At 49.8% G+C, this 25,047-nt stretch carries 18 protein-coding genes; 6 read left to right on the plus strand and 12 right to left on the minus strand.

The annotated features are described in order from the left end of the window. Positions 1-60 precede the first annotated feature (60 nt). From pyrG to rlmD, 4 genes are all read right to left on the minus strand, one after another. Positions 61-1,701 carry a glutamine hydrolyzing CTP synthase gene (pyrG, locus tag IX31_RS09255; RefSeq protein ID WP_034457493.1) on the minus strand — a complete coding sequence of 547 codons (1,641 nt, stop codon included), beginning with the start codon at positions 1,699-1,701 and terminating at the stop codon, positions 61-63. Positions 1,702-1,926: 225 nt separating this feature from the next. Then, a complete protein-coding gene (gene mazG / locus IX31_RS09260) occupies positions 1,927-2,718 on the minus strand; it encodes a nucleoside triphosphate pyrophosphohydrolase (RefSeq protein WP_034457494.1) in 792 nt (263 codons plus the stop codon). 108 nt (positions 2,719-2,826) lie between these two features. After that, positions 2,827-5,055 carry a GTP diphosphokinase gene (gene relA / locus IX31_RS09265; RefSeq protein ID WP_034457496.1) on the minus strand — a complete coding sequence of 743 codons (2,229 nt, stop codon included), beginning with the start codon at positions 5,053-5,055 and terminating at the stop codon, positions 2,827-2,829. A 56-nt stretch (positions 5,056-5,111) separates the two neighbouring features. After that, positions 5,112-6,425, minus strand: a complete 1,314-nt coding sequence (gene rlmD, locus IX31_RS09270; RefSeq protein WP_034457498.1) for a 23S rRNA (uracil(1939)-C(5))-methyltransferase RlmD — start codon at positions 6,423-6,425, stop codon at positions 5,112-5,114. Positions 6,426-6,485: 60 nt separating this feature from the next. Here rlmD and barA point away from each other — a divergent pair, with 60 nt between their 5' ends. Together barA and IX31_RS09280 are read left to right on the plus strand one after the other, a co-directional pair. Further along, the gene (barA, locus tag IX31_RS09275) at positions 6,486-9,245 is read left to right on the plus strand and encodes a two-component sensor histidine kinase BarA (RefSeq protein ID WP_034457499.1); all 2,760 of its coding nucleotides are present in this window, start codon (positions 6,486-6,488) and stop codon (positions 9,243-9,245) included. A 302-nt stretch (positions 9,246-9,547) separates the two neighbouring features. Beyond that, the gene (locus IX31_RS09280; protein WP_034457500.1) at positions 9,548-10,810 is read left to right on the plus strand and encodes a type II restriction enzyme; all 1,263 of its coding nucleotides are present in this window, start codon (positions 9,548-9,550) and stop codon (positions 10,808-10,810) included. Here IX31_RS09280 and IX31_RS09285 read toward each other — a convergent pair. From IX31_RS09285 to syd, 8 genes are all read right to left on the minus strand, one after another. Next, positions 10,788-11,981 (minus strand): glycerate kinase, encoded by a 1,194-nt coding sequence (locus tag IX31_RS09285; protein WP_051880657.1) that lies wholly within the window; start codon positions 11,979-11,981, stop codon positions 10,788-10,790. The genes IX31_RS09280 and IX31_RS09285 overlap by 23 nt on opposite strands. 121 nt (positions 11,982-12,102) lie before the next feature. Continuing rightward, positions 12,103-13,437 carry a glucarate dehydratase gene (gene gudD / locus IX31_RS09290; RefSeq protein WP_034457501.1) on the minus strand — a complete coding sequence of 445 codons (1,335 nt, stop codon included), beginning with the start codon at positions 13,435-13,437 and terminating at the stop codon, positions 12,103-12,105. Between the two features lie 28 nt (positions 13,438-13,465). Next, entirely contained in the window at positions 13,466-14,806 is a 1,341-nt protein-coding gene (locus tag IX31_RS09295; RefSeq protein WP_034457502.1) for an enolase C-terminal domain-like protein, read from the minus strand. 2 nt (positions 14,807-14,808) lie between these two features. Beyond that, positions 14,809-16,164, minus strand: coding sequence for an MFS transporter (locus IX31_RS09300; protein WP_034457503.1), 1,356 nt, complete (start codon positions 16,162-16,164; stop codon positions 14,809-14,811). 472 nt (positions 16,165-16,636) lie between these two features. After that, a complete protein-coding gene (locus IX31_RS09305; RefSeq protein WP_034457505.1) occupies positions 16,637-17,086 on the minus strand; it encodes a flavodoxin in 450 nt (149 codons plus the stop codon). 27 nt (positions 17,087-17,113) lie between these two features. Beyond that, on the minus strand, positions 17,114-17,884 hold the full coding sequence (gene truC, locus IX31_RS09310) for a tRNA pseudouridine(65) synthase TruC (protein WP_034457507.1): 771 nt from the start codon (positions 17,882-17,884) through the stop codon (positions 17,114-17,116). Then, positions 17,884-18,213 (minus strand): YqcC family protein, encoded by a 330-nt coding sequence (locus tag IX31_RS09315; RefSeq protein ID WP_034457509.1) that lies wholly within the window; start codon positions 18,211-18,213, stop codon positions 17,884-17,886. Before IX31_RS09315 ends, truC begins: the two co-directional genes overlap by 1 nt. A 655-nt stretch (positions 18,214-18,868) precedes the next feature. Then, positions 18,869-19,417: a SecY-interacting protein gene (gene syd, locus IX31_RS09325; RefSeq protein ID WP_034459928.1), complete on the minus strand. Its 549-nt coding sequence runs from the start codon at positions 19,415-19,417 to the stop codon at positions 18,869-18,871. 68 nt (positions 19,418-19,485) lie between these two features. Between syd and queF the strand changes: the two genes are divergently transcribed. From queF to IX31_RS09345, 4 genes are all read left to right on the plus strand, one after another. Continuing rightward, positions 19,486-20,328 carry an NADPH-dependent 7-cyano-7-deazaguanine reductase QueF gene (queF, locus tag IX31_RS09330; protein WP_034457513.1) on the plus strand — a complete coding sequence of 281 codons (843 nt, stop codon included), beginning with the start codon at positions 19,486-19,488 and terminating at the stop codon, positions 20,326-20,328. Between the two features lie 115 nt (positions 20,329-20,443). Beyond that, positions 20,444-21,808, plus strand: coding sequence for a nucleotide 5'-monophosphate nucleosidase PpnN (gene ppnN, locus IX31_RS09335; protein WP_034457515.1), 1,365 nt, complete (start codon positions 20,444-20,446; stop codon positions 21,806-21,808). 475 nt (positions 21,809-22,283) lie between these two features. Then, positions 22,284-23,582, plus strand: coding sequence for an HAAAP family serine/threonine permease (locus IX31_RS09340; RefSeq protein ID WP_034457517.1), 1,299 nt, complete (start codon positions 22,284-22,286; stop codon positions 23,580-23,582). A gap of 66 nt (positions 23,583-23,648) precedes the next feature. Further along, positions 23,649-25,013, plus strand: a complete 1,365-nt coding sequence (locus IX31_RS09345) for an L-serine ammonia-lyase (RefSeq protein ID WP_034457519.1) — start codon at positions 23,649-23,651, stop codon at positions 25,011-25,013. Positions 25,014-25,047: the final 34 nt, after the last annotated feature.

Here is a 25,047-nt window from a genome sequence, read left to right on the forward strand (position 1 = left end):
ACTAAAACTCCAGACAAACAACGCGCGAAACATTCGCGCGTTGTCGTTCTAACTATCTGCTTACTTCGCCTGACGCTTCTGGTACTCACCGGCAGCTTTAACAAAGCCTGCGAACAGTGGGTGCCCATCACGCGGAGTAGAAGTAAATTCCGGGTGGAACTGGCAAGCAACAAACCAAGGATGATTTGGCACTTCGATGATTTCTACCAGTTGGTCATCACCGGAACGGCCCGCAACGCGCAGACCTGCTGTTTCGATTTGCTTCAACAACATGTTGTTGACTTCATAACGATGACGATGGCGCTCAGTAATGGTCGGCTCACCGTACATCTGGCGCACCAGACTACCATCGCTCAACTGACACTGCTGGCCACCAAGACGCATAGTGCCGCCTAAGTCGCTCTTTTCAGTACGAACTTCAACGTTACCTTCTTCGTCACGCCACTCGGTGATTAAGGCGACCACCGGGTATTTACAGTCTGGCACAAATTCAGTTGAGTTGGCGTTAGCCATGCCTGCAACGTTTCGTGCGAACTCAATCAGCGCAACCTGCATACCTAAGCAAATGCCCAGATACGGAATGTTTTGCTCACGAGCATAGCGCGCGGTGGCAATTTTGCCTTCCACTCCACGGTAACCGAAACCGCCAGGGATAAGGATAGCATCCAATCCCTTCAGCACTTCTTCAGCACCGCGAGTTTCAACATCCTGCGAGTCAATCAGCTTGATGTTAACGGTCAGACGATTTTTCAAACCACCGTGTTTCAATGCTTCAATCACAGATTTGTAGGCATCTGGCAGTTCAATGTACTTGCCGACCATACCAATCGTAACTTCGCTTGTTGGATTCGCTTCTTCATAAATAACTTGTTCCCATTCGGACAAGTTAGCTTCAGGAACGTTCAAGCTGAATCGTTTACAAATATAATCGTCCAGCCCCTGTGATTTCAACAGGCCTGGAATTTTATAGATGGAATCAACGTCTTTTAGAGAAATAACCGCTTTCTCCGGCACGTTACAGAACAATGCAATTTTTGCACGTTCGTTAGCCGGAACAACGCGGTCTGAGCGGCAAATCAGCACATCTGGCTGAATACCGATAGAAAGCAGCTCTTTTACAGAGTGTTGAGTCGGTTTGGTTTTCACTTCACCAGCAGCAGCCATGTATGGCACCAAAGTCAGGTGCATATACAGCGTGTGCTCACGACCCACTTCAACTGCCATCTGGCGAATCGCTTCGAGGAACGGCAGGGATTCGATATCACCTACAGTACCGCCGATTTCAACCAGCACGACATCGTAACCTTCGCCACCTTCAAGGATGCGTTCTTTGATAGCGTTAGTGATGTGTGGAATAACCTGGACTGTTGCGCCCAGATAGTCGCCACGGCGTTCTTTACGCAGAACGTCTGAGTAGATACGGCCAGTGGTGAAGTTGTTACGACGCGTCATTTTGTTGCGAATGAAACGCTCGTAGTGACCTAAATCCAGGTCGGTTTCAGCGCCGTCTTCTGTAACGAACACTTCCCCATGTTGAATAGGGCTCATGGTACCCGGATCGACGTTGATGTACGGATCGAGTTTCATGATGGATACGTTGAGGCCACGGGCTTCGAGAATAGCTGCGAGGGAGGCTGCGGCAATGCCTTTACCCAGAGAGGAAACGACCCCGCCGGTCACAAAAATATAGTTCGTTGTCATGCTGAACCTGAGAAGTTAGGTTTAAAGACGATGGGAGTACCAGGACGGGAAAGTAGTATACCCGAACAGTATCGGCGCCACAAACTTTCATTCTGTCTGCTAAGCCCTGACCTCGCACTTTGTCAGGGCACTGAAAATAGCCCGTCTGGTAGAAATGTTTTTGACTCAAATCAAGAGCTTGTTAAATCGAAATTGCCATAAAATGCGCTTGACCACAAAAACGTGTTAGATATCAGTTTCCTGGCGTTTAACTTCCTGCCAGACTCCTTCCATGATTTCCAGGTCAACTCCGGTCATAGTCAGGCCTCTGGCGGCAATAATCTCTTCTACCTGACGGAAACGGCGCTCGAATTTGAGGTTGGCTTTTTGCAAAGCTGTTTCGGCTTTGGTGCCTAAATGGCGAGCAAGATTGACGGTGGCAAACAATAAATCACCGACTTCCTCTTCCAGTTTGGCTTCATCAACGACGACTTGTTTAGCTTCAAACATCACTTCGTCAATCTCTTCATAGACTTTGTCTAATACCGGGCCAAGCGTGGTCCAGTCGAAACCGACCGTTGAACAACGTTTCTGGATTTTATGCGCTCGCATTAATGCGGGCAGCGCGTGAGGGATATCGTCGAGCGCAGAATGTTGCGCTTTTTCAGCACGCTCATCGCTTTTGATTTGTTCCCAGCGCTCCAGCACTTCGGTGCTGTTTCCTGCGGTACCGTCGGCAAAAATATGTGGGTGACGGCGCTCGAGTTTATCGCTGATAGCTTCACAGATGTCGTCGAAATTAAAACGCCCTTCTTCTTGAGCCATTTGTGCGTAAAACACCACCTGGAACAGCAAATCGCCCAACTCACCGCGTAAATCATCAAAATCTTCACGATTGACAGCGTCGAGCACTTCGTATGTTTCTTCGAGCGTATAGGGTGCGATGGTCGCGAAGGTTTGCTCATTGTCCCACGGACAGCCAGTTTCCGGGTCGCGCAAGCGCTTCATAATGCCCAGAAGGCGGGTAATTTGATTCAATGTCGATCCTTTACATTTTGCGTAGGTTGGATAAGCAAAGCGCCATCCACCAAATAATGTCGGATGGCGCTCGCGCTTATCCGACCTATAAGATCACAGGCCCAAAAATCAACCGTGCAACCGCTTCGCATCAATAATATCGGGCACCTGGTTTAGTTTGCCCAGCACACGGCCCAGCACCTGAAGGTTGTAGATTTCGATATTCATGTCGATGGTTGCCAGTTGCTGTTTGGTATCGCTGCGGCTTGCCACCCCTAAAACATTCACCTTTTCATTCGCCAGAATGGTGGTGATGTCACGCAGCAAACCACTGCGATCGTTGGCGGTGACGCGCACCACCAGCGAGTAGCCGCTGGAATAGCTTTCGCCCCATACCGCATCAACAATACGTTCTGGTGCATGGGATTGCAGCTCAGCAAGCTGGTCGCAGTCGGCACGGTGAATCGAAATACCGCGTCCCTGAGTGATAAAACCGACAATCTCATCACCAGGAATCGGCTGGCAGCAACGCGCAATGTGGTGCATCAGGTTGCCGACACCTTCAACAACCACGCGGCCATTATCTTTGCTGCGCGATTGCGGCGTGTGCGGTTTCTGCTTCAGCTGGCGTAGCGCTTGCTCGTCCTGCTCAGCTGCGGTCGGCTTGTTAAACTGCGCTTGCAGGTAGTTACTCATCTGGTTGAGACGAATATCACCGCCACCAATTGCCGCCAGTAACTCTTCGATATCGTTGAAGTTATAACGTGGTAGTAATGATTTCTCGGCCTCTTTCAGGCTGATACCCAGATGTTCAATTTCATCATCAAGGATCTGCCGCCCAGCCAAAATATTTTTGTCGCGATCTTGTTTACGGAACCAGTTGTGGATTTTAGCTCGCCCGCGACTGGTAGTGATGTAGCCCAGATTTGGGTTTAACCAATCACGACTTGGGTTAGGCTGTTTCTGGGTGATAACTTCGATTTGATCGCCCATTTGCAACTGGTAGGTAAACGGCACAATGCGCCCACCAATTTTGGCTCCGATACAACGATGCCCAACATCACTGTGGATGTGGTAAGCAAAATCGAGTGGCGTGGACCCCGCCGGTAAATCCACCACATCGCCTTTTGGCGTAAACACATACACGCGGTCATCAAATACCTGACTGCGCACCTCATCCAGCAGTTCACCGGAATCCGCCATCTCTTCTTGCCAGGCGATCAGTTTACGCAGCCACGCAATGCGATCTTCATGACCGGAACTGCCGCTTTTGGCATTACCCTCTTTGTATTTCCAGTGGGCAGCAACGCCCAGTTCCGAATCTTCATGCATCTGCTTGGTTCGGATCTGGATTTCAATGGTCTTGCCGTTTGGCCCCAACACCACGGTATGAATCGACTGGTAACCGTTAGGTTTGGGGTTAGCGACATAGTCATCGAACTCGTCAGGCATGTGGCGATAATGCGTGTGCACGATACCGAGGGCCGCATAGCAATCCTGCAAACGTTCAGCCACTACGCGCACGGCACGCACATCGAACAGCTCATCAAAGGCGAGGGATTTCTTCTGCATCTTGCGCCAGATGCTGTAGATGTGTTTAGGGCGGCCATACACTTCAGCCTTAACGCCCTCTTCTTTCATCGCTTTGCGCAGTGCGCTAACAAAATCGTCGATGTAATGCTCACGGTCGATACGACGTTCGTGCAGCAATTTCGCGATTCGTTTGTATTCATCAGGATGCAGGTAGCGGAAGCAGTAATCTTCCAACTCCCATTTGAGTTGACCAATACCGAGACGGTTAGCGAGCGGTGCATAAATATTGGTGCACTCTTTTGCCGCCAGAACACGTTCGTCTTCCGGAGCGTCTTTGACTTCGCGCAAATGGGCAATTCGCTCTGCCAGTTTGATAACCACGCAGCGGAAATCATCTACCATTGCCAACAACATGCGACGAACGTTATCGACCTGTTCAGCAGAAACTGAATCTGTATGTGCGGCTTTAAGTTGGCGAATCGCAGCCATATCGCGCACACCGTGAATCAGCGTCACAACCTGGTTATCAATGCTTTCGCGCATCACCTCTTCGGTGACCACGCCCGCATCAGCAAGAGGGAACAACAGCGCAGCTCGCAGTGTGTCATTGTCCATGCTCAGCATCGACAGGATTTCCACCATCTCGACGCCGCGCCATAACAGCAATTCTGCGTCAGGATGGCCTTTGGTCTGTTGCTCGCAATACCGCCAGGTTTCGGCTAAGCGTTCACATGACTGCTGGTTGGTGATCCCGAGGCTCGCAATCCATCTATCGGGCGCAAATTCGCCAGCTTTATTGAGATGTGCACTTCTTACCGCAACCATTGTCCGTCCTCTTCGGTGGGGTACTAAAATCAAATAGCTCGATTTGATTTAACCACTTAATTTCGCTCAAACAGCGCCATCGACTCCAGGTGTCCCGTGTGCGGGAACATATCCAGCATGGCGAGTTGGCGCAGTTGGTAACCTGCTTCCAGCAATGCCTCGCTATCACGAGCAAGTGTCGTCGGATTACATGAAACATAGACCACTCGGCGAGGTGCGAGTGCAATCACATGCTGCATGACACCGGGTGCCCCCGCTCGTGCAGGGTCGAGCAATATTTTGTCAAACCCCTGAGCAGCCCAGGGTTGACGAGTCACATCATCTTCAAGGTTTTCATGGAAGAATGTGACATTTTTCAGTGAATTACATTGTGCATTATATTCACCTTTCGCGACCAGCGCAGCAACGCCTTCCACCCCGACGACACTTTCGGCACGCGTTGCGAGTGGGAGCGTAAAATTTCCCATTCCGCAGAACAAATCCAGTACGCGGTCAGTTGGCTGAATATCCAGCCACTCGATAGCTCGGGCGACCATCTGCTGGTTCACGCCATCATTCACCTGAATGAAATCCCGTGGGCTGAACGTTAAGCGTAGCCCGTCTGAATGATAGCAAGGTTCGTCATGACCCAGGGCCGTAAGTGTCTCACTGTCCGGCGCTAAATACAGCGTGACGCCATGAGAATGCGAAAAGCGTTCCAGTTTTTGTCGGTCATCATCATGAAGTGCATCTAAATGGCGCAACACCATAAGCGGGCCATTATCTGCATGGACCAATTCAACATGCCCTAAACGTCTGACCGCTTTTAATTCTGACAAACATTGGCGCAATGGTTCCAGTAACGCTTCAAGTTGGGGCGCCAGAACCGGGCAATGGTGAATATTCACCAGCTCACTGTCCTGAGATTTGCGAAACCCCATTTGTAAGGTCTGTGTTTTAGGCAGGTAATTCAACCCTAACCGCGCACGGCGGCGATAACCCCACGGCGAACCGGAAATAATTTCGCTCACTGGTGCAGGACTCTCACGCCCACCCATCATACGTGCCAGCGCACGGGATTTTGCTTGCTGCTGTAATTCAATGCTGGCATGTTGCTGCTGGCAACCACCACAAACACCAAAATGCGGACAACGTGGCGCTACGCGCTGTGGGCTGTCATTTAAGCGTCGCTTAACTTTAGCCTGCGCAAAATTACGTTTGTCTTCAGTAATCGTAACTTCAACCTGTTCACCAGGCAGTGCGCCCTGGATAAAAAGCGCTTTACCGTTATGCCTTGCAACGCCCTGGCCAAACGGGTCAAGATCATTAACATTCACGGTTATGATTTGACGAGTCGTAACCCGTCGCTTTGCAGAGTAGAATTGCGCCATGAGCCTGAGTGCTCTCTTAAAATATTAACTATTGCTTCAATTGTCCCATATCGGAACCCCATGACCAACTACAGCCTGCGCGCGCGCATGATGATCCTGATTCTGGCGCCGACATTAATGATCGGTTTATTGCTCAGCATCTTTTTTGTCGTCCATCGATACAACGACTTGCAGCGTCAGCTAGAAGACTCTGGTGCCAATATTATCGAACCACTGGCGGTCGCAAGTGAATATGGCATGAGTTTTCACAGCCGGGAGTCGATTCGCCAGTTGGTCAGCGTGTTGCACCGCCGCCATTCCGATATCGTGCGAGCAATTTCAGTGTTCGACGAAAACAACAAACTGTTTGTTACCTCTAATTATCAGCTAAATGCTGCTGCATTGAAGCTTCCTAATAATGAAAAACCGCCGCACAGTTTAAGCATCTCGCGGCACGGCGATTCGATTATTCTGCGCACACCGATTATTTCAGAGAGCTACTCCCCGGACGAATCTGAGGTAACCGATGCCAAACCGGCAGGCAACACACTCGGTTATGTCGCCATCGAGCTCGATCTCAAATCCGTTCGTTTGCAGCAGTATCGGGAAATTTTTATCTCGACGTTGATGATGTTGTTCTGCGTCGGTATTGCGATGCTGTTTGCCTACCGTCTGATGCGCGATGTCACCGGGCCAATTCGTAATATGGTGAATACTGTCGACAGGATAAGACGCGGGCAGCTCGATAGCCGTGTCGAAGGTTTCATGCTCGGCGAATTAGATATGCTGAAAAATGGCATCAATTCGATGGCAATGTCGCTCACCGCTTATCACGAAGAGATGCAGCACAATATTGACCAGGCCACTTCCGATCTGCGTGAAACCCTTGAGCAGATGGAGATCCAAAACGTGGAGTTGGACCTGGCGAAGAAACGTGCCCAGGAAGCGGCTCGTATCAAGTCAGAATTCCTTGCCAATATGTCTCACGAATTGCGTACACCGCTTAATGGCGTAATTGGCTTCACCCGTTTGACGCTGAAAACGGATTTGAATGCCACCCAGCGCGATCACCTGCATACCATTGAACGCTCGGCCAATAACCTACTGACAATCATTAACGACGTGCTTGATTTCTCGAAACTGGAAGCGGGTAAACTGATCCTTGAAAGCATTCCTTTCCCGCTGCGTAATGCGCTCGATGAAGTCGTCACTCTGCTTGCCCATTCGGCTCATGATAAAGGGCTGGAATTAACGCTTAATATCAAAAATGATGTGCCGGATAACGTGATTGGGGACCCACTACGCTTGCAGCAGGTGGTGACAAATCTGGTGGGTAATGCGATTAAGTTTACCGAAAGCGGCAATATCGATCTCGTGGTCGAAAAGCGCTCTCAGGGTAATAATAAAGTACAAGTTGAAATGCGGATCCACGATACCGGCATCGGTATTCCCGAACAGGAGCAATCGCGTCTCTTCCAGGCGTTTCGTCAGGCAGATGCCAGCATTTCACGGCGCCATGGCGGCACCGGCCTGGGCCTGGTTATTACACAGAAATTGGTTACCGAAATGGGAGGGGATATTTCCTTCCACAGCCAACCAAATCAGGGTTCTACCTTCTGGTTCTATATCAACCTGGATTTGAATTCCAATGCCGTCCTGGATGGTTATTCAACCGAAAACCTGGCCGGGAAACGCATCGCCTATGTGGAACAAAACGCCACTGCGGCACAAAGCACGCTCAATATTCTGGCGAATACTCCGCTTGAAGTCGTCTACAGCCCGTCGTTTTCGACCCTTACTGAAGGTCACTACGATATTATGCTGCTGGGTATTCCCGTTACGTTCCACGACACGTTAACCATGCTAAATCCTAAGCTTGCAAAAGCGGCCGCCATGACAGATTGCCTGATTTTCGCATTACCAAGTCATGCACAAGTCGATGCGGAGGCGCTTAAAAAACAAGGTGTGACTGCTTGTCTGCTAAAACCTGTCACCTCGACCCGTCTGTTGCCACTGCTCGCTGAACACACTTTTGATGCACGTTCCACTACGGTTGAGAGTATTGAAAACAAGAAACTCCCACTGACTGTAATGGCGGTTGACGATAACCCTGCCAACCTGAAACTGATTGGCGCATTGCTTGAAGATCATGTGCAGAACGTCGAACTGTGCGGCAGCGGTGTGCAGGCCATAGAACGTGCAAAACAGATGCAGATAGACATTATCCTGATGGACATTCAGATGCCGGAAATGGATGGTATCCGCGCCTGTGAATTAATTCGCCAGATGCCGCACCACCAGCAAACACCGGTAATTGCCGTGACAGCACACGCCATGGCGGGGCAAAAAGAGAAGTTGCTAAGCGCCGGGATGAATGACTACCTTGCCAAACCAATCGAAGAGAAAAAACTTTATAGTTTGCTGATGCGTTATCAGCCGGGGGCAATCACCGCTCCTACGCTGGTTGCAAATGTAGAAACTACGCCGCAAATCAGCCATCAAAATCAGACGCTGGATTGGGCACTTGCGCTACAACAGGCTGCAAACAAACCCGATCTGGCACGCGATATGCTGCAAATGCTGTTAGCGTTCTTGCCTGAAGTACGCAACAAAGTTGAAGAGCAACTGGTGGGAGAAAACCCGGAACAGCTGGTGGATATCATTCACAAACTTCACGGCAGTTGTAGCTACAGCGGCGTGCCACGGCTGAAAAACTTGTGCCGAACACTTGAGCATGAGCTGCGTAGCGGCGTGAAACCAGAAGATCTTGAGCCTGAACTCTTTGAACTTCTTGATGAAATGAATAATGTCGCCAAAGAAGCACAGCGAATGTTGGGTTAACTACGGTTGAACTAACGAATAATTTCCCTCAACGCTTGTCAGTTAAAAACCTCGGACAATCCCCTCACGAATAGGGGATTGTCCGAGATGATGTGGCTTGACTGAACTGCATTCGACCATTTTCCCGCTTTTTTATCAGGTTGCATAAAAGTCACATCCTTCTCTTAATTCGCTAAAAATTAGTTAATGGATTGTTTTAAATAGATTTATAGAGAAAACTTCTTCAGTATTTAAATCCCCCAAGAGCATAATCATTTCCAGAAAAATAATTTGTATTCCAATAGCTGGATGTAGGGTTTTAGATGTTAGCTAATGATGTTGTAGATTCTCTGATCGCGCGCTGGCGCGCGGATAGCAGTAGCACCTGGCAGAACTGGTTCCTGTGGGAAGAACGTATCAAGAACTTTCGTACCATTCGCCGGGGTTTACAGATGGTGGTGGCGGAAATTGAAGCTGATTCGTTTGGCAACGCTTATCGTGAATCATCATTAGAAACAGTGGTGCATTCCATTGCTGAACAACGGCAAATTTTTAAGGGTGCCGATCACGCGTTTCTCTGGAAACCAAAACTGAGAATTCCCGACATCTACGAAGACCGGAAGAATCAGCAAGCATTTGGTCACTTTCTGAAAACCTGCCTGCACATCACAACTCAGGATGGCATCGTTAATGCCATTCATGAGCTAAATCGCTGCAAAATTAAAGGACTCGGCCCAGCCTGTGCCAATCTGCTTTATTTCCTGCACCCAACGCTTGCGACCCCGTTTAACACCGCAATAGTGAAAGGCTACAACCTACTGACCGGAAGCAAGGTAAAACTTGGCTGTTGGGAACAATATCTGGCGATGCGTAACGGCATCATCAAGTTTAACGAGCAACATCGGCGCGATTTTTCCAATGATTTAGGGGCTGTCGCGGGCTTCTTGTTTGATCTCGGTTGCGGACGCTACCCGTTACCCGCGACAGAGTTAAATTCACCTGAAGCAATAGCGCTATGGCAAGCGGAGTTGGCAAAGATTCAGGAAGAGAGCCTGGCATCGCGAAAATTACTGGAAAAGTCATCAGAACAGACACATACCCACACTCGAGTACAATCCTGGCTGCGCGATGTTGGCCAGGCATTAGGCTATCGCATCTGGATTGCCAATAATGACCGTACCCGATTACATGAAGGTGGGCAGTTAGGTGATGGCTGTCTGGCCTGTTTGCCCGACCATCTCAACAGCGTCAATCTTATTGATGTGCTGTGGTTGGACAGCGACTCACAAAAGGTGATTGCGGCATTTGAAGTCGAACATACCTCAACTATCTATTCAGGCATTGTCCGGATGCTGGATTTAGCATTAGGTGTTCCCGATCACACTGACACCCATTTTTTCCTCGTCGCTCCAGGTTCGCGTGAAAAAGATGTTCGTGCGCAATTTTCCCGCAGCGCATTTAACCGCGTAAGGGAACTCGATATGCGCTATCTACCGTATGAAGTGCTTGATGAGCATCGCGAGGCCATCTGCCGTTTTGGTAGCGGGATGAAAGCACTGGATGCTATCGCGTTGCGGCTGGAATAGTTTTCACTTTACCGGGAGAAACGCTCTTCTCCCGGTAGTTTTGCCCCACAGCAAGCACAGTCGCAATATTGCGCGCAGCCATCCGCAGGTTATCTCCTGCGTTATCCAGAGCTTCTTCCAGGGTGCAGATGCTGTATAAGACACTAAATACGGCATCCAGCCCGTGGTCATACACCACACCAACATCCGCCGTTAAACACCCGGCAATGCCAATCACTGGCTTGTTGTAGCGCTTCGCGACTTTCGCCACGCCAATCGGTACTTTGCCGTGAATTGACTGACTGTCGATACGCCCTTCTCCGGTAATCACCAGATCTGCATCGCGCACCAGTTCATCAAGTTTCAATGCTTCGGTGACTATATCAATGCCTTGTCTCAATTCGGCGCCACAAAAAGCATACAGTGCCGCCCCCATACCACCCGCTGCGCCACCGCCAGAAAGCGTCAGCACATCAATATCAAGGTCTCGGGAAATAATTTTTGCGTAGTGATCCAGAGCCTGGTCAAGTTCACTAATCATCTCCGGTGTGGCACCTTTTTGTGGGCCAAACACCGCCGTAGCGCCCTCTTTACCAGTCAGTAAATTGGTAACGTCACACGCGACTTCAATACGGCACTCTTTAAGCCGTTTATCCAAGCCTGAAATATCAATGGATGCAAGCCTTGCGACTTCGCTGCCGCCCAATCCCAACGGCTCATCGCTGCTATCAAGTAAACTCGCGCCGAGCGCCTGCACCATGCCAATACCGCCATCGTTGGTGGCACTGCCGCCAATGCCAATCAGAATGCTTTTCACGCCACTGTCCAGCGCGCAACGAATCAGCTCACCCGTTCCCCAGGATGTGGTTTTTAGTGGGTTACGCAATTCAGCAGGAACTTGTTCCAGGCCACTCGCCGCCGCCATCTCAATAAAAGCCTGCTGTTTATCGCCAGAAATTCCGTAAAACGCCTGAATCGAGTCACCCAACGGCCCCGTGACACTCACTTCAATGATTTCACCGTTTGTTGCGGCAACCATCGCTTCTACTGTGCCCTCACCTCCATCAGCGACAGGCAATTTCACATAATGGGCATTCGGGAACACCTCCCGAAAACCGGCTTCAATATGTGTCGCCACCTCAAGAGCACTGAGGCTCTCTTTGTAAGAATCTGGTGCGATGACAATTTTCATATGCCGTCCGCTGCTACAGTCCTGAACGTCAAATTAATGTCGGATGTCGCTACGCTAATCCGACCTACAAAACCTCTTTCGTTGAAGAACCCACCATCGGTTTCGATATTAAGGATAGAATCTATCTCACCATGCACGGGCGCTTATTATTAAACGTCCATTCCGGGATCAAGTACTGCATCGCCATCGCATCATCACGTGCGCCCAAACCGTGCTGCTGGTAAAGCTCATGCGCTTTCATCACTTGATCCATATCCAGCTCTACCCCCAAACCTGGTGTGGCTGGCACCTGCACCATGCCGCCTATGATTTCAAATGGCTGCTTAGTCAAGCGTTGGTTGCCTTCCTGCCAGATCCAGTGAGTGTCGATGGCGGTGACTTTGCCAGGCGCTGCTGCTGCCACGTGGGTGAACATCGCCAGAGAAATATCGAAGTGGTTATTGGAGTGAGAGCCCCAGGTCAGGCCAAACTCATGGCACATTTGCGCGACGCGCACCGAACCTTGCATGGTCCAGAAATGCGGGTCAGCTAAAGGAATATCGACAGATTGCAGCGATAACGTGTGGCCCATTTGACGCCAGTCGGTGGCAATCATATTGGTTGCAGTAGGCAGGCCTGTCGCACGGCGGAATTCAGCCATAATTTCACGACCTGAATAACCTTGTTCCGCGCCACACGGATCTTCTGCATAGGCCAGAACGCCACGCAATTGCTTACCGATACTAATCGCTTCGTCGAGTGACCAGGCACCATTTGGGTCAAGTGTTACACGGGCCTGCGGGAAGCGTTTTGCCAACGCCGTTACCGCTTCAGCCTCTTCGCTACCAGCTAATACGCCACCTTTAAGTTTGAAGTCGTTAAAGCCATATTTCTCGTAAGCCGCTTCTGCCAGACGCACGACGGAATCAGGTGTCATGGCTTCATCATGGCGAATACGGTACCAATCGCATTTCTCGTCGGGCTGACTCTGATAAGGCAGCGGAGTTTGTTTGCGATTGCCCACGAAGAACAGATAGCCCAGCATTTCGACTTCGCTACGCTGTTGCCCGTCGCCCAGTAAAGAAGCCACGTTCACACCGAGGTGCTGGCCAAGCAAATCCAACATAGCGGACTCAATACCCGTGACAACGTGGATTGTGGTGCGCAAATCAAATGTCTGTAAACCACGGCCGCCGGAATCACGGTCGGCAAACTCGGCACGCACCAGGTTGAGAATGTTTTTATACTCACCCAGCGTTTTACCAATCACCAGCGCGGCCGCCTCTTCCAGAGTCTGGCGAATCTTTTCACCACCTGGAATTTCACCCACACCCATATGGCCGGAGTTATCTTTGATAATCACAATATTGCGGGTGAAGAACGGTGAGTGTGCGCCACTCAGGTTCATCAGCATACTGTCGTGGCCCGCAACGGGAATAACCTGCATCGCTGTGACTATCGGGGTAGAAGTTGTCATGTTACTTATTCCTTTTCATCAAGATGAATTAGTTGCGGCCAAACGCCGGGCGTTTACGGTCGAATGTCCAGCCTGGCACCAGGTATTGCATTGCCGTCGCGTCATTGCGCGAACCACCCGGAAGGGATTTATACACTTCGTGGGCTTTCTGCACCTGCTCCCAGTCAAGCTCAACACCTAAGCCTGGTGCATCCGGCACCGTGATTTTGCCGTTAACGATTTGCAGCGGGGATTTGGTCAGGCGCTGTTCGCCTTCCTGCCAAATCCAGTGGGTGTCGATGGCCGTTGGTTTGCCCGGTGCTGCGGCGCCAACATGTGTGAACATCGCCAGTGAAATATCGAAATGGTTATTAGAGTGACAACCCCACGTCAGACCCCATTCATCGCACATCTGCGCGACACGCACGGCTCCGCTGAGCGTCCAGAAATGTGGGTCGGCTAACGGAATGTCCACCGCGTTAAGCATGATGGCGTGATTCATTTCGCGCCAGTTGGTGGCAATCATATTGGTTGCGACAGGCAAGCCGGTGGCGCGGCGAAACTCAGCCATCACTTCACGACCGGAGTAACCTTGTTCCGCGCCGCAAGGATCTTCGGCGTAGGTCAGGACATCGCCCATTCCTTTGCACAAGGCTATGGCTTCATCCAACATCCAGGCACCGTTTGGATCAACGGTAATTCGCGCATCCGGGAAGCGTTTTTTCAGCTCGCGCGCGGCGTCCAGTTCTTGCTCACCCGGTAAAACACCACCTTTAAGCTTGAAGTCTTTGAAGCCATAACGGTCTTGCGCGGCCTCGGCAAGTCGCACAATGGAATCGCTGCTCAATGCTTCCTGATGGCGCAAATCGTACCAGGCATGTTTTGCATTTTGTCCGTCCAGATACGGCAAATCAGTTTTGCTGCGGTCGCCGATATAGAACAGATAACCAAGAACGGTTACTTCATCGCGCTGCTTGCCTGGCCCAAGTAATTCGCAAACTGGAACATTGAGCGCCTTGCCGAGCAAATCAAGCAGGGCCGCTTCCAGCGCCGCCACCGCATTAACGCGCAGTTCGAATGTCCACGCACCCTTGCCAAAAGTATCGAAGTCCGCCGATTGGTTACCTTTATGAACGTTCTGTACCACGCGATTCATTCGCGCAACTTCCTGGCCCACGACTTGTGGAATTGCATCGACCAGCGTCTGGTAAATCACTTCACCACCCGGTGCTTCACCCACGCCGAGATGCCCGCCGTTATCGGTAAGAACCACAATGTTGCGGGTGAAAAAGGCGCCATGAGCACCGCCGATATTTAGCAGCATGCTGTCATTTCCCGCTACAGGAATGACTTTCATATCAGTAATAACCGGGCTTGCCTGAGTATTCATGATTAGCGTCCTGTAGTGACGGGTTTAAGCTCAACACGTTTGATGTCGCCGACGATGACCAGGTAGCTCAGTACCGCGACAACCGCGTGAATACCAACGTAAATCAGCGCACCGTTAAATGAACCGGTTGTACCGACAATGTAGCCGATAGCAATTGGCGTCACGATGCCAGAGACGTTACCGAACATATTGAACAGGCCACCGCTCAGGCCGCTGATTTCCTTTGGTGCGGTATCGGCCATCACAGCCCAACCCAGCGCACCGATACCTTTGCCGAAGAATGCCATCGCCATAAAGCCAACAACCATCATTTCTGATTCAACGTAGTTACAGAACACCATGCTGACCGAGAGCAACATACCCAGTACGATTGGCGTTTTACGTGCGATATTGAGTGAGCCAGTACGTCGCATCAGCCAGTCGGAAATAACACCACCGAGCACGCCACCTACGAATCCACAGACCGCTGGAACTGAGGCAACAAAGCCGGCTTTCAGAATCGACATGCCCTTTTCCTGCACCAGATAAACCGGGAACCAGGTAATGAAGAAGTAGGTTAAAGCGTTAATACAATATTGGCCGATATAGATCCCAATCATCATGCGTGATCCGATCAACTGTTTGATCTGGCCCCACTTCTGCGCCATTGGGATATGTTCTTTGGGTTTCTTCTGATCCATGTTGATCAGCGCGCCGCCCTCTTCGATGTATTCCAGCTCTTTCTTGTTTACACCGGGATGGTTGTTCGGCTCATGAATCACTTTTAGCCAAACAAAGCTGATGATGATGCCCAGTCCGCCCATGAAGAAGAACACATGTGACCAGCCTACTTCATGCGTCAGCCAACCCATGATTGGCGCGAAGATGACCGTCGCGAAATACTGTGCGGAGTTAAAAATGGAAACCGCTGTGCCGCGTTCCTGTGCCGGGAACCACGCAGCGACTATTCGGCTATTGCCGGGGAAGGAAGGCGCTTCGGCAAGACCCACCAAAAAGCGCAGCGTAAATAGTGCGATGATGATGCCAAAACCACTGAAGATATCGACGAAACCTTGCAGCAAGGTAAACAGCGACCAGATAAAGATCGACCAGAAATAAACCCGTTTTGAGCCAAATTTATCCAGCAACCAGCCACCGGGAATTTGCCCTATGACATATGCCCATGAAAACGCGGAAAATACATAACCCATGCCAATCGGATCGAGGCCGATATCTTTTGCCATTTCTGAACCGGCAATCGATAACGTGGCGCGGTCACCATAGTTAAACGAGGTGACGATGAAGAGCATTACTACTATCCAATAACGAGCGTTGGTCCTTTTTTCGGCAACGCTCGCTGTTTGGCTAATTGTATTCATGTTGCACTCCTGAATTATAGCTTTTGTGCCCTTGATAATTCGAGTTGCATCACGGCGGCAAGATAGCGAGTCCCGATGAGCTTAGTAAACTAAGTGGTTCGGGCGAGCGAACGTAGCCAACAACGATCCAGCTTGAAGAATGAAGGGAATAACTACAGTTCATTCTGTACGTGTAGGGTCATCAGAATGAGGGTTCGGCCTGTCCACAGTATTTTTGTGATGCTGTATCTGCGGTTTTTATTTGGCTGATGGAAAGTATATGAAGGGAGTTAAAACCCCTCACCGTGCAATGACACAAGTTTGTCGCGCGTTTATTGAGCACTTTATGGCGTATGTCCAACGCGCTGGGGGATGGTTCACGATTTTTGAAACAACCAGATAAAATGAAGGGACTAAACTTGAGGTGAAACGAAGTGCAAATTTTATTCGGAGGGCAGGTTAGTGTGACGTCACCTGCCCTGGATTCATGTTGTTATTTTAACAATGCAGCCCACTGCTCAACCCATGGGTTAGAGATAGATTCGGGTTCGGGATGATCGTTAGCATCAATGGCTAAAACTGTGCCCACACGTTTAGCACCCTGCTCTTGCAGTAAGGCATCAAACTGCTTCCCGCCACCACAAAAATGCTCGTAGTTGCTGTCACCTAATGCAATCAAACCGTAATGCAATTCAGGCTGGTAACCGATTTTGTCTTTGAGCGCCTGAAACAGCGGAACAATACTGTCTGGCAAATCGCCCTGGCCGGTTGTGGATGTCACAACCAACACATATTGATCGCGATATTTTTGCCAGTCTGCGAGTTCAGGATCTTCGAATACTGTTGCTTTATGACCATTCTTTTTTAGGATCGCTGCGGCTTCTTCTGCCACCAACAGCGAGTTTCCATACATTGTGCCTACAAAAATTCCCACTTCGGCCATCAGTTAACTCCTTGCGTTACGGCTGTATTATTCATCCTGGCCGTTGCTTGCAACAAACTCAACCTTTTCGATATCACTGAGCAATCCGCTCCAGCCAAACTGTGACATCATCTGCATCCATGTGTCATCAAGGCTGGCACGAAGACACAGCGGTTCACCGGTAACCGGATGATTTAGCGAAAGCTGACTTGCATGAAGCATTAAACGCTGGCAGCCAAAATGTTCAGCAGCGGCCCGGTTTTGGCGCAAATCGCCATGTTTTGAGTCACCAATCATCGGGTGGCGTAAGTGAGACATATGACGGCGTAACTGATGTTTACGACCCGTTTTAGGTTCTAGTTCAACCAGGCTGTAGCGCGCTGTTGGGTAACGCCCAACCGGCACCGGCATTTCTACCGTTGCCAACCCACGATAATGCGTTACCGCAGGCTGTGCCTCTTTATCCTGAGTCGCTTTTTTATCAGCGATTTTATCCAGCTCTTCAACGAGCGGGTAATCAAGCACTGCATCATCTTCAAGCCAGCCACGCGTCACAGCATGGTAGCGCTTCTGAATCTGGTGATTTTCGAACTGCTGAGACAACAAATGCGCGACTTCGCTGGAAAGCGCCATCAGCAACACGCCGGATGTGGGTCTATCGAGGCGATGAACGGTGAAAACGTGCTTGCCGATTTGATCACGTACGGTTTGCATCACAAAAACGGTTTCATACCGGTCAAGCCAGCTACGGTGAACTAACCATCCAGAAGGTTTATTAACCGCCACCAGCCACTCATCCTGATAAATAATTTCCAGCATTATTTCGTGTCACTCGCAAACAAGGCATCAAGATCTTGCAACGCTTTTAGCAGCGGATCGCGCCCGATATGTGCCGCATCCAGCGCCATTTCGTAATAAGGCGCGAGGGCAAAATCAGCAGGCAGAGGGTGTTGAGCGTCAAGAAGTGCGTGCATTCGGGGAATCAGAACCCACTGTAGCCATTCATGGGGCTGCATTGTATCCAGGCAAAATGGCTGCGTGCTTTCAAAGGCTTCAGCGTTCGGTGCACAGCCCTGCCAAAGTTGATGGTCACGCAAAACTTGTTCAATGATAAGTAAATGCTGGCGTACCAGCGCGTGGCGTTCCATGAAAACCTCCGGCATCAGTCAAAAGAAGCCGGCAATCATACCACTTCTTGCTAGGGGCGAAAAAAAGCATAAAAAAAGGGAGCACTGTATAAAACAGTGCTCCCGGTTCGTTTCGCAGCTAATCCGGCTACTTTTGGTGCTCCCTGCTCGTCCGTGACAACTATGTCCTGTGGTCTCCTGACCTACATTCCTTCGTACTCGCGTCCTGCTACCATCATCCTGAGGTGTTCCGGCATCATCCTGATGCAATATCCTTCGATCTTCCAGACCCACCGAACATCCAAATTCGGCTCTCTTTCTCCGTCCTGGAGGTGTCCCTTACTCTTCCTGAGTGATCCTTGCTTCGTCCTGAAGCCTTCCTTGCAACACCATCCTGGTGTGTTCCGCTTCTTCAATGAAGTGACATCATCCTGACATCTCCTTCACTTCCCGACTTCCTGTCGACGGACATAGAATCTACCATTTCGTTCACTCTGGCAAGGCACTCACAACTGAAGCTTACGATAACTTTCATTCAAAAGCTGATCGAGATAAACGTAACATCATGATAATTAATAATAATGTTTTTAACCGTCAAATAAAGTCTGCATGTAAAGTTAGAGATCTCTTACAGCTTGTGTAAGAGATCTCTCACAAGCCCATCAGCGATCTTCGCTTAAATAACCTGTGGCTCAAGGTTGTTAAGGAATGAAATCAGCGATGGAGCGAGTGTTTTGCGCTGCTTAGTACCAATTTTCTCCAGCACAACTTCACCCGTTAAATTGCAAAGTGACACCACTTCCATTTCATCCGGAGTGGTTGCCAGGAACAGTGTCGGCGGGATTTTCAGACGTTTTTGCGTAACTAAATGGCCAATCAGGTTTTCCTGAACGCGCTGAAAATCATCTTCGCTCCAGGCCTGTAACAACGTTAACGCCTGCTTGCCCAAAAGCGCTGGCATATCGCCGGCAAATTGCGTGGTGTAGAACTGATGCGCCGCAGGCTGTAATGCAATGTCCATTGCTCGCTCTACCGCACTTAGATCGTTTTCCGGTGTAAAAGGCTGCGGTTGCCAACGCACATCGTCATCCGTCGTTGTCACGATACACGGCGACGGCACGCCATATAATTCTTCGCTCACAGGCCATCCACCTACCTGCTCACGCCATGCATGACAAAAGCGATTGGTAAAATCTTCCAGTGCCTGACGTACGTCGTTATCCACCAATTTCTCACTCCCTCAAGGCTGCGGTACAATAAAGGCCAATTGTACCTGCATTCTATTGGTGACACATGTCTTATGAAAAACACCAGGCGCTGAGCGGCCTGACGCTGGGCAAGCCAACCGCTTACCAGGATAAATACCAGGCATCTTTACTACAGCCTGTACCACGTAGTCTTAATCGTGACCCGCTTGGCTTACAGGCTGATAACCTGCCATTTAGTGGCGGCGATATCTGGACCTTGTACGAGCTTTCCTGGCTAAACAGTAATGGTTTACCTCAAGTCGCAGTCGGGCATGTGCAGCTTGATGCAAACAGCGTGAATCTGATTGAGTCCAAAAGTTTTAAGCTCTATTTAAATAGCTTCAACCAGACGCAATTTGCCGACTGGGAAACCGTTCAGGAGACGTTAAAGCGTGATTTAAGCGCCTGCGCGCAGGGCGATGTGAGTGTGGTGTTATTCCGCCTGCATGAACTTGAAGGCCAGGAAATTGCGGCGTTCACCGGCGAGTGTATTGACGACCAAAATATCACTATTGATAACTATGAATTTAACGCCGATTACCTCAGTGGTGCAGCTGGTGACGAAATCGTAGAGGAAACACTGGTGAGCCACCTGCTGAAATCTAATTGCCTGATCACCCACCAGCCAGATTGGGGTTCCGTGCAGATTCGCTACCGTGGCCCACGCATTGACCGGGAAAAGCTGCTGCGCTACCTGGTGTCTTTCCGTCATCACAATGAATTCCACGAACAATGCGTTGAGCGCATCTTCAATGACATCCAGCATTTTTGTCACCCGGAAAGCCTGAGCGTTTACGCACGCTATACCCGTCGTGGCGGACTGGATATCAACCCGTGGCGCACAAATACCGATTTCCACCCGGCATTTGGCCGCCTGGTTCGCCAATAAGTGCGAAACACCTCGCAGCCTGCGGAGGGATTATTGTTTTCAGGTTGTTAAATTCAGCTTAGCGAGGCTATTGTAATCATTGGGAGCGGCACTTTACGCTTCGTAAGGAGTTAACTTGATTACACATATTAGCCCGCTAGGCTCAATGGATATGTTGTCGCAACTGGAAGTGGACATGCTTAAACGCACGGCCAGTAGCGACCTTTATCAACTGTTTCGCAATTGTTCACTTGCCGTACTTAACTCAGGAAGCCAGACCGATAGCAGTAAAGAGCTGTTGTCGCGTTACGAAAACTTCGATATCAACATCTTGCGCCGCGAACGTGGTGTCAAACTCGAACTGATTAACCCTCCTGAAGACGCTTTCGTCGATGGTCGTATCATCCGGGCTTTGCAAGCTAACTTGTTTGCCGTATTACGCGATATTTTATTCGTCAACGGCCAGCTTTCCAGCGCAGGTCGCTTCCAGAATCTCGATCTGGAAGACCCGGCAAATATCACCAATATGGTGTTCTCTATCTTACGTAATGCCCGTGCACTGCACGTCGGCGAAGCGCCAAACCTGGTCGTATGCTGGGGTGGGCACTCAATCAACGAAAACGAATACCTCTATGCGCGTCGCGTCGGCACTCAACTAGGCTTGCGTGAGCTCAATATTTGTACCGGCTGTGGCCCTGGCGCTATGGAAGCCCCAATGAAGGGTGCGGCTGTAGGCCACGCTCAACAACGCTACAAAGAAAGCCGTTTTATTGGCATGACAGAACCGTCAATCATTGCAGCAGAGCCACCGAATCCATTGGTGAATGAGCTGATTATCATGCCGGATATCGAAAAGCGCCTTGAAGCGTTTGTTCGTATTGCGCATGGCATCATTATCTTCCCAGGTGGGGTAGGTACTGCGGAAGAGCTGCTTTACCTGCTCGGCATTTTGATGAATCCTCACAACCATGATCAAGTATTGCCATTGATTCTGACCGGGCCGAAAGAAAGTGCTGACTATTTCCGTGTACTCGACGAGTTCATCGTCAATACCGTGGGTGAGCAAGCACGCCGTCATTATCAAATCATTATTGACGACCCGGCTGAAGTGGCCCGTCAGATGAAAAAGGCCATGCCGAAAGTAAAAGAGAATCGCCGTGAAACGGGTGATGCTTATAGCTTCAACTGGTCGATTCGAATCGCGCCGGATTTGCAGATGCCGTTTGAGCCAACCCATGAAAACATGGCAAATCTCAAGTTGTATCCAGACCAACCAGCAGAACAGCTGGCGGCCTCTTTACGTAGGGCATTTTCAGGAATTGTTGCGGGTAACGTTAAAGAGGGCGGGATCCGTGCAATTGAACAGTTCGGCCCCTATAAGATCCACGGTGATGCAGACATGATGAAACGCATGGATGTTCTTCTTCAGGGTTTTGTCGCTCAACACCGTATGAAATTACCTGGCAGTGCTTACATTCCTTGCTACGAAATCTGCACCTGAATCCCAAGGGCGGAAGTACTCCGCCCATCTTTTTTTCTCCATTTTTTCACCCTTCTCCAGATTTATTCACCCTCCTGAATGTTACCGGTATCAGAATTTATCACTACATAAAAACTTATGCTTTCATATAAATTGTCTCTAAAAATCGTGCTTATACAGACAATTACACCACGCCACAATAATGAAACTTCGTTTTATAAACTAAAATACATTCAATTTTAGGGTATAAATACTGCCTGAAATATCACCCGCAGACTGAAAAACTGCAAAAAACCATACAAATAGTGGATTCTTACAATTGGGATCTCGATCACTGATGAATTGACGACATGAATGTATCTTTCCGCCCGCTGATTATCACTGGCCAAAATTACTATAAAATCCACCGTAAACAGCATTAAGTTTCAGTAGTCAATGGCAAGTCATCGCGATTGAACCAGATTTCGAATCATATGTTCCTTTGGAGAAGTAGTAGATGGAAACCACTCAAACCGGCAGTATTGCCTCTGTCGAGAGCAAAAGTTCATGGCGCAAGTCCGATACCATGTGGATGCTGGGGCTATACGGCACCGCAATTGGTGCAGGCGTTTTGTTCTTGCCAATTAACGCCGGTGTTGGCGGCCTGATCCCGCTGTTCATCATGGCAATTCTCGCCTTCCCGATGACTTTCTTTGCCCACCGTGGCCTGACTCGCTTCGTGCTGTCAGGTAAAAACCCGGGTGAAGACATCACCGAAGTTGTAGAAGAGCACTTTGGTGTGGGCGCAGGTAAAGTCATCACCCTGCTCTACTTCTTTGCTATCTACCCAATTTTGCTGGTTTATAGCGTTGCTATTACCAACACCGTTGATAGTTTTATTACTCATCAGTTGGGTCTGGTTTCTCCGCCGCGCGCGCTTTTGTCCCTGATTCTGATCGTCGGCCTGATGACTATCGTTCGTTTCGGCGAGCAGATGATCGTTAAAGCGATGAGTATTTTGGTCTTCCCATTTGTTGCCGCTCTGATGATTTTGGCTCTGTATCTGATCCCTAACTGGAGCAGCGCTGCATTCGATACCATGTCATTTAGCGCGAGCCCGGCAACCGGTAGCGGTTTGTGGATGACATTGTGGCTGGCAATTCCGGTCATGGTGTTCTCCTTTAACCACTCACCAATCATCTCTGCATTCGCTGTAGCGAAACGTAATGAGTACGGTGAAGAAGCTGAGAAAAAATGCTCCCGCATCCTGTCCTACGCACACATCATGATGGTCATTACCGTGATGTTCTTCGTATTCAGCTGCGTACTGAGCCTTTCTCCAGCAAATCTGGCGGAAGCAAAAGCACAGAACATCTCTATTCTCTCTTACTTGGCTAACCACTTTAATGCGCCAGTGATTGCGTGGATGGCACCGATTATCGCTATCGTCGCTATCACCAAATCCTTCCTCGGCCACTATTTAGGTGCTCGTGAAGGCTTCAACGGAATGGTTATCAAGTCCCTGCGCGGCAAAGGTAAGAGCATCGAAATCAGTAAGCTGAACCGCATTACTGCAATCTTCATGCTGGTGACCACCTGGATTGTTGCCACCCTGAACCCAAGCATTCTGGGGATGATTGAAACTCTCGGCGGCCCAATCATTGCGATGATTCTGTTCCTGATGCCGATGTATGCGATTCAGAAGGTCCCGGCGATGCGCAAATACAGCGGCCATATCAGCAATATATTTGTGGTAATTATGGGTCTGGTCGCTATTTCTGCTATCTCTTACTCTCTATACTCGCTGTTCATCTAACAGTTCTAAACCGCCGGCTTCCTGCTGGCGGTTTTTTCATTAAGTTATTCAGGCAACGGACGCAACATGATTAGCGTATTCGATATTTTCAAAATCGGTATTGGCCCTTCCAGCTCCCATACCGTCGGCCCGATGAAAGCCGGTAAGCAATTCGCAGACGATTTAATCGCGCAAGGGATTTTGCAGAACGTCACGCGGGTAGTGGTTGATGTATATGGTTCACTTTCCCTCACCGGCAAAGGCCACCATACCGATATCGCCATTATCATGGGTCTTGCTGGCAACATGCCGGACACCGTCGATATCGATGCTATCCCTCACTTCATTCAGGACGTGAATACACACGGTCGTCTGTTACTGGCAAATGGCCAGCGTGAAGTGGAATTCCCGGTCGATAGCTGCATGAACTTCCATGAAGACAATCTTTCACTGCACGAAAACGGAATGCGCATTACTGCGTTAGCCGGTGATAAAGCTATCTACAGCCAAACTTATTACTCCATAGGCGGCGGTTTTATCGTTGATGAAGCACACTTTGGCCTCGAAGAGACTCAACAGACTGTCGTTCCATATCCCTATAAGAGTGCGGCAGATTTGCAGCGTCATTGCAAAGAAAGCGGGCTTTCATTGTCAGGCTTGATGATGCTGAATGAACGCGCGATGCGTCCTCAATCTGAAATTGATGCACACTTTGCCAACGTATGGAACGTGATGCGCAGCGGTATCGAACGAGGTATCACCACCGAAGGCGTGCTGCCGGGCAAAATGCGTGTACCGCGCCGCGCCGCAGCTTTGCGCAGAATGTTGGTCAGCAGTGATAAGAACAACTCCGACCCAATGGCTGTTGTGGACTGGATTAACATGTTCGCCCTGGCGGTGAATGAAGAAAATGCTGCCGGAGGGCGTGTTGTTACAGCCCCAACAAACGGTGCATGTGGCATCGTTCCAGCGGTTCTGGCCTATTACGACAAATTTATTCGCGAAGTTAATACCAATTCTTGTGCGCGGTATTTCCTTGCTGCCGGTGCAATTGGTTCTCTGTATAAGATGAACGCATCAATTTCTGGTGCAGAAGTCGGTTGCCAGGGAGAGGTCGGCGTTGCCTGTTCGATGGCGGCGGCAGGTCTTGCTGAGTTGTTAGGTGGCAGCCCAAGCCAGGTGTGTATTGCTGCAGAAATCGGCATGGAGCATAACCTTGGTCTGACATGCGACCCGGTTGCCGGGCAAGTTCAGGTGCCATGCATTGAGCGTAATGCTATTGCGGCAGTGAAAGCGGTAAATGCGGCACGTATGGCATTACGCCGTACCAGCGAACCTCGTGTCTGCCTTGATAAGGTTATCGACACCATGTACGAAACAGGCAAAGACATGAACGCCAAATATCGAGAAACTTCTCGCGGCGGTCTGGCTATGAAAGTGTCCTGCGATTAAAAACAAAAACCCGCTGAAAGCGGGTTTTTTTATG

Source organism: Buttiauxella noackiae, assembly GCF_000737905.1.
In the GTDB taxonomy this organism is placed as follows: Bacteria; Pseudomonadota; Gammaproteobacteria; order Enterobacterales; family Enterobacteriaceae; genus Buttiauxella; species Buttiauxella noackiae.

Excerpts from the sequence above, each read along its gene's own strand:
- IX31_RS09345 (WP_034457519.1), top strand. The coding sequence starts at position 23,649 with ATGATTAGCGTATTCGATATTTTCAAAATCGGTATTGGCCCTTCCAGC.
- IX31_RS09305 (WP_034457505.1), bottom strand. The coding sequence starts at position 17,086 with ATGGCCGAAGTGGGAATTTTTGTAGGCACAATGTATGGAAACTCGCTG.
- IX31_RS09340 (WP_034457517.1), top strand. The coding sequence starts at position 22,284 with ATGGAAACCACTCAAACCGGCAGTATTGCCTCTGTCGAGAGCAAAAGT.
- relA (WP_034457496.1), bottom strand. The coding sequence starts at position 5,055 with ATGGTTGCGGTAAGAAGTGCACATCTCAATAAAGCTGGCGAATTTGCG.
- rlmD (WP_034457498.1), bottom strand. The coding sequence starts at position 6,425 with ATGGCGCAATTCTACTCTGCAAAGCGACGGGTTACGACTCGTCAAATC.
- IX31_RS09315 (WP_034457509.1), bottom strand. The coding sequence starts at position 18,213 with ATGGAACGCCACGCGCTGGTACGCCAGCATTTACTTATCATTGAACAA.
- gudD (WP_034457501.1), bottom strand. The coding sequence starts at position 13,437 with ATGACAACTTCTACCCCGATAGTCACAGCGATGCAGGTTATTCCCGTT.
- IX31_RS09280 (WP_034457500.1), top strand. The coding sequence starts at position 9,548 with ATGTTAGCTAATGATGTTGTAGATTCTCTGATCGCGCGCTGGCGCGCG.
- queF (WP_034457513.1), top strand. The coding sequence starts at position 19,486 with ATGTCTTATGAAAAACACCAGGCGCTGAGCGGCCTGACGCTGGGCAAG.
- IX31_RS09300 (WP_034457503.1), bottom strand. The coding sequence starts at position 16,164 with ATGAATACAATTAGCCAAACAGCGAGCGTTGCCGAAAAAAGGACCAAC.
- truC (WP_034457507.1), bottom strand. The coding sequence starts at position 17,884 with ATGCTGGAAATTATTTATCAGGATGAGTGGCTGGTGGCGGTTAATAAA.
- IX31_RS09285 (WP_051880657.1), bottom strand. The coding sequence starts at position 11,981 with ATGAAAATTGTCATCGCACCAGATTCTTACAAAGAGAGCCTCAGTGCT.
- pyrG (WP_034457493.1), bottom strand. The coding sequence starts at position 1,701 with ATGACAACGAACTATATTTTTGTGACCGGCGGGGTCGTTTCCTCTCTG.
- IX31_RS09295 (WP_034457502.1), bottom strand. The coding sequence starts at position 14,806 with ATGAATACTCAGGCAAGCCCGGTTATTACTGATATGAAAGTCATTCCT.
- barA (WP_034457499.1), top strand. The coding sequence starts at position 6,486 with ATGACCAACTACAGCCTGCGCGCGCGCATGATGATCCTGATTCTGGCG.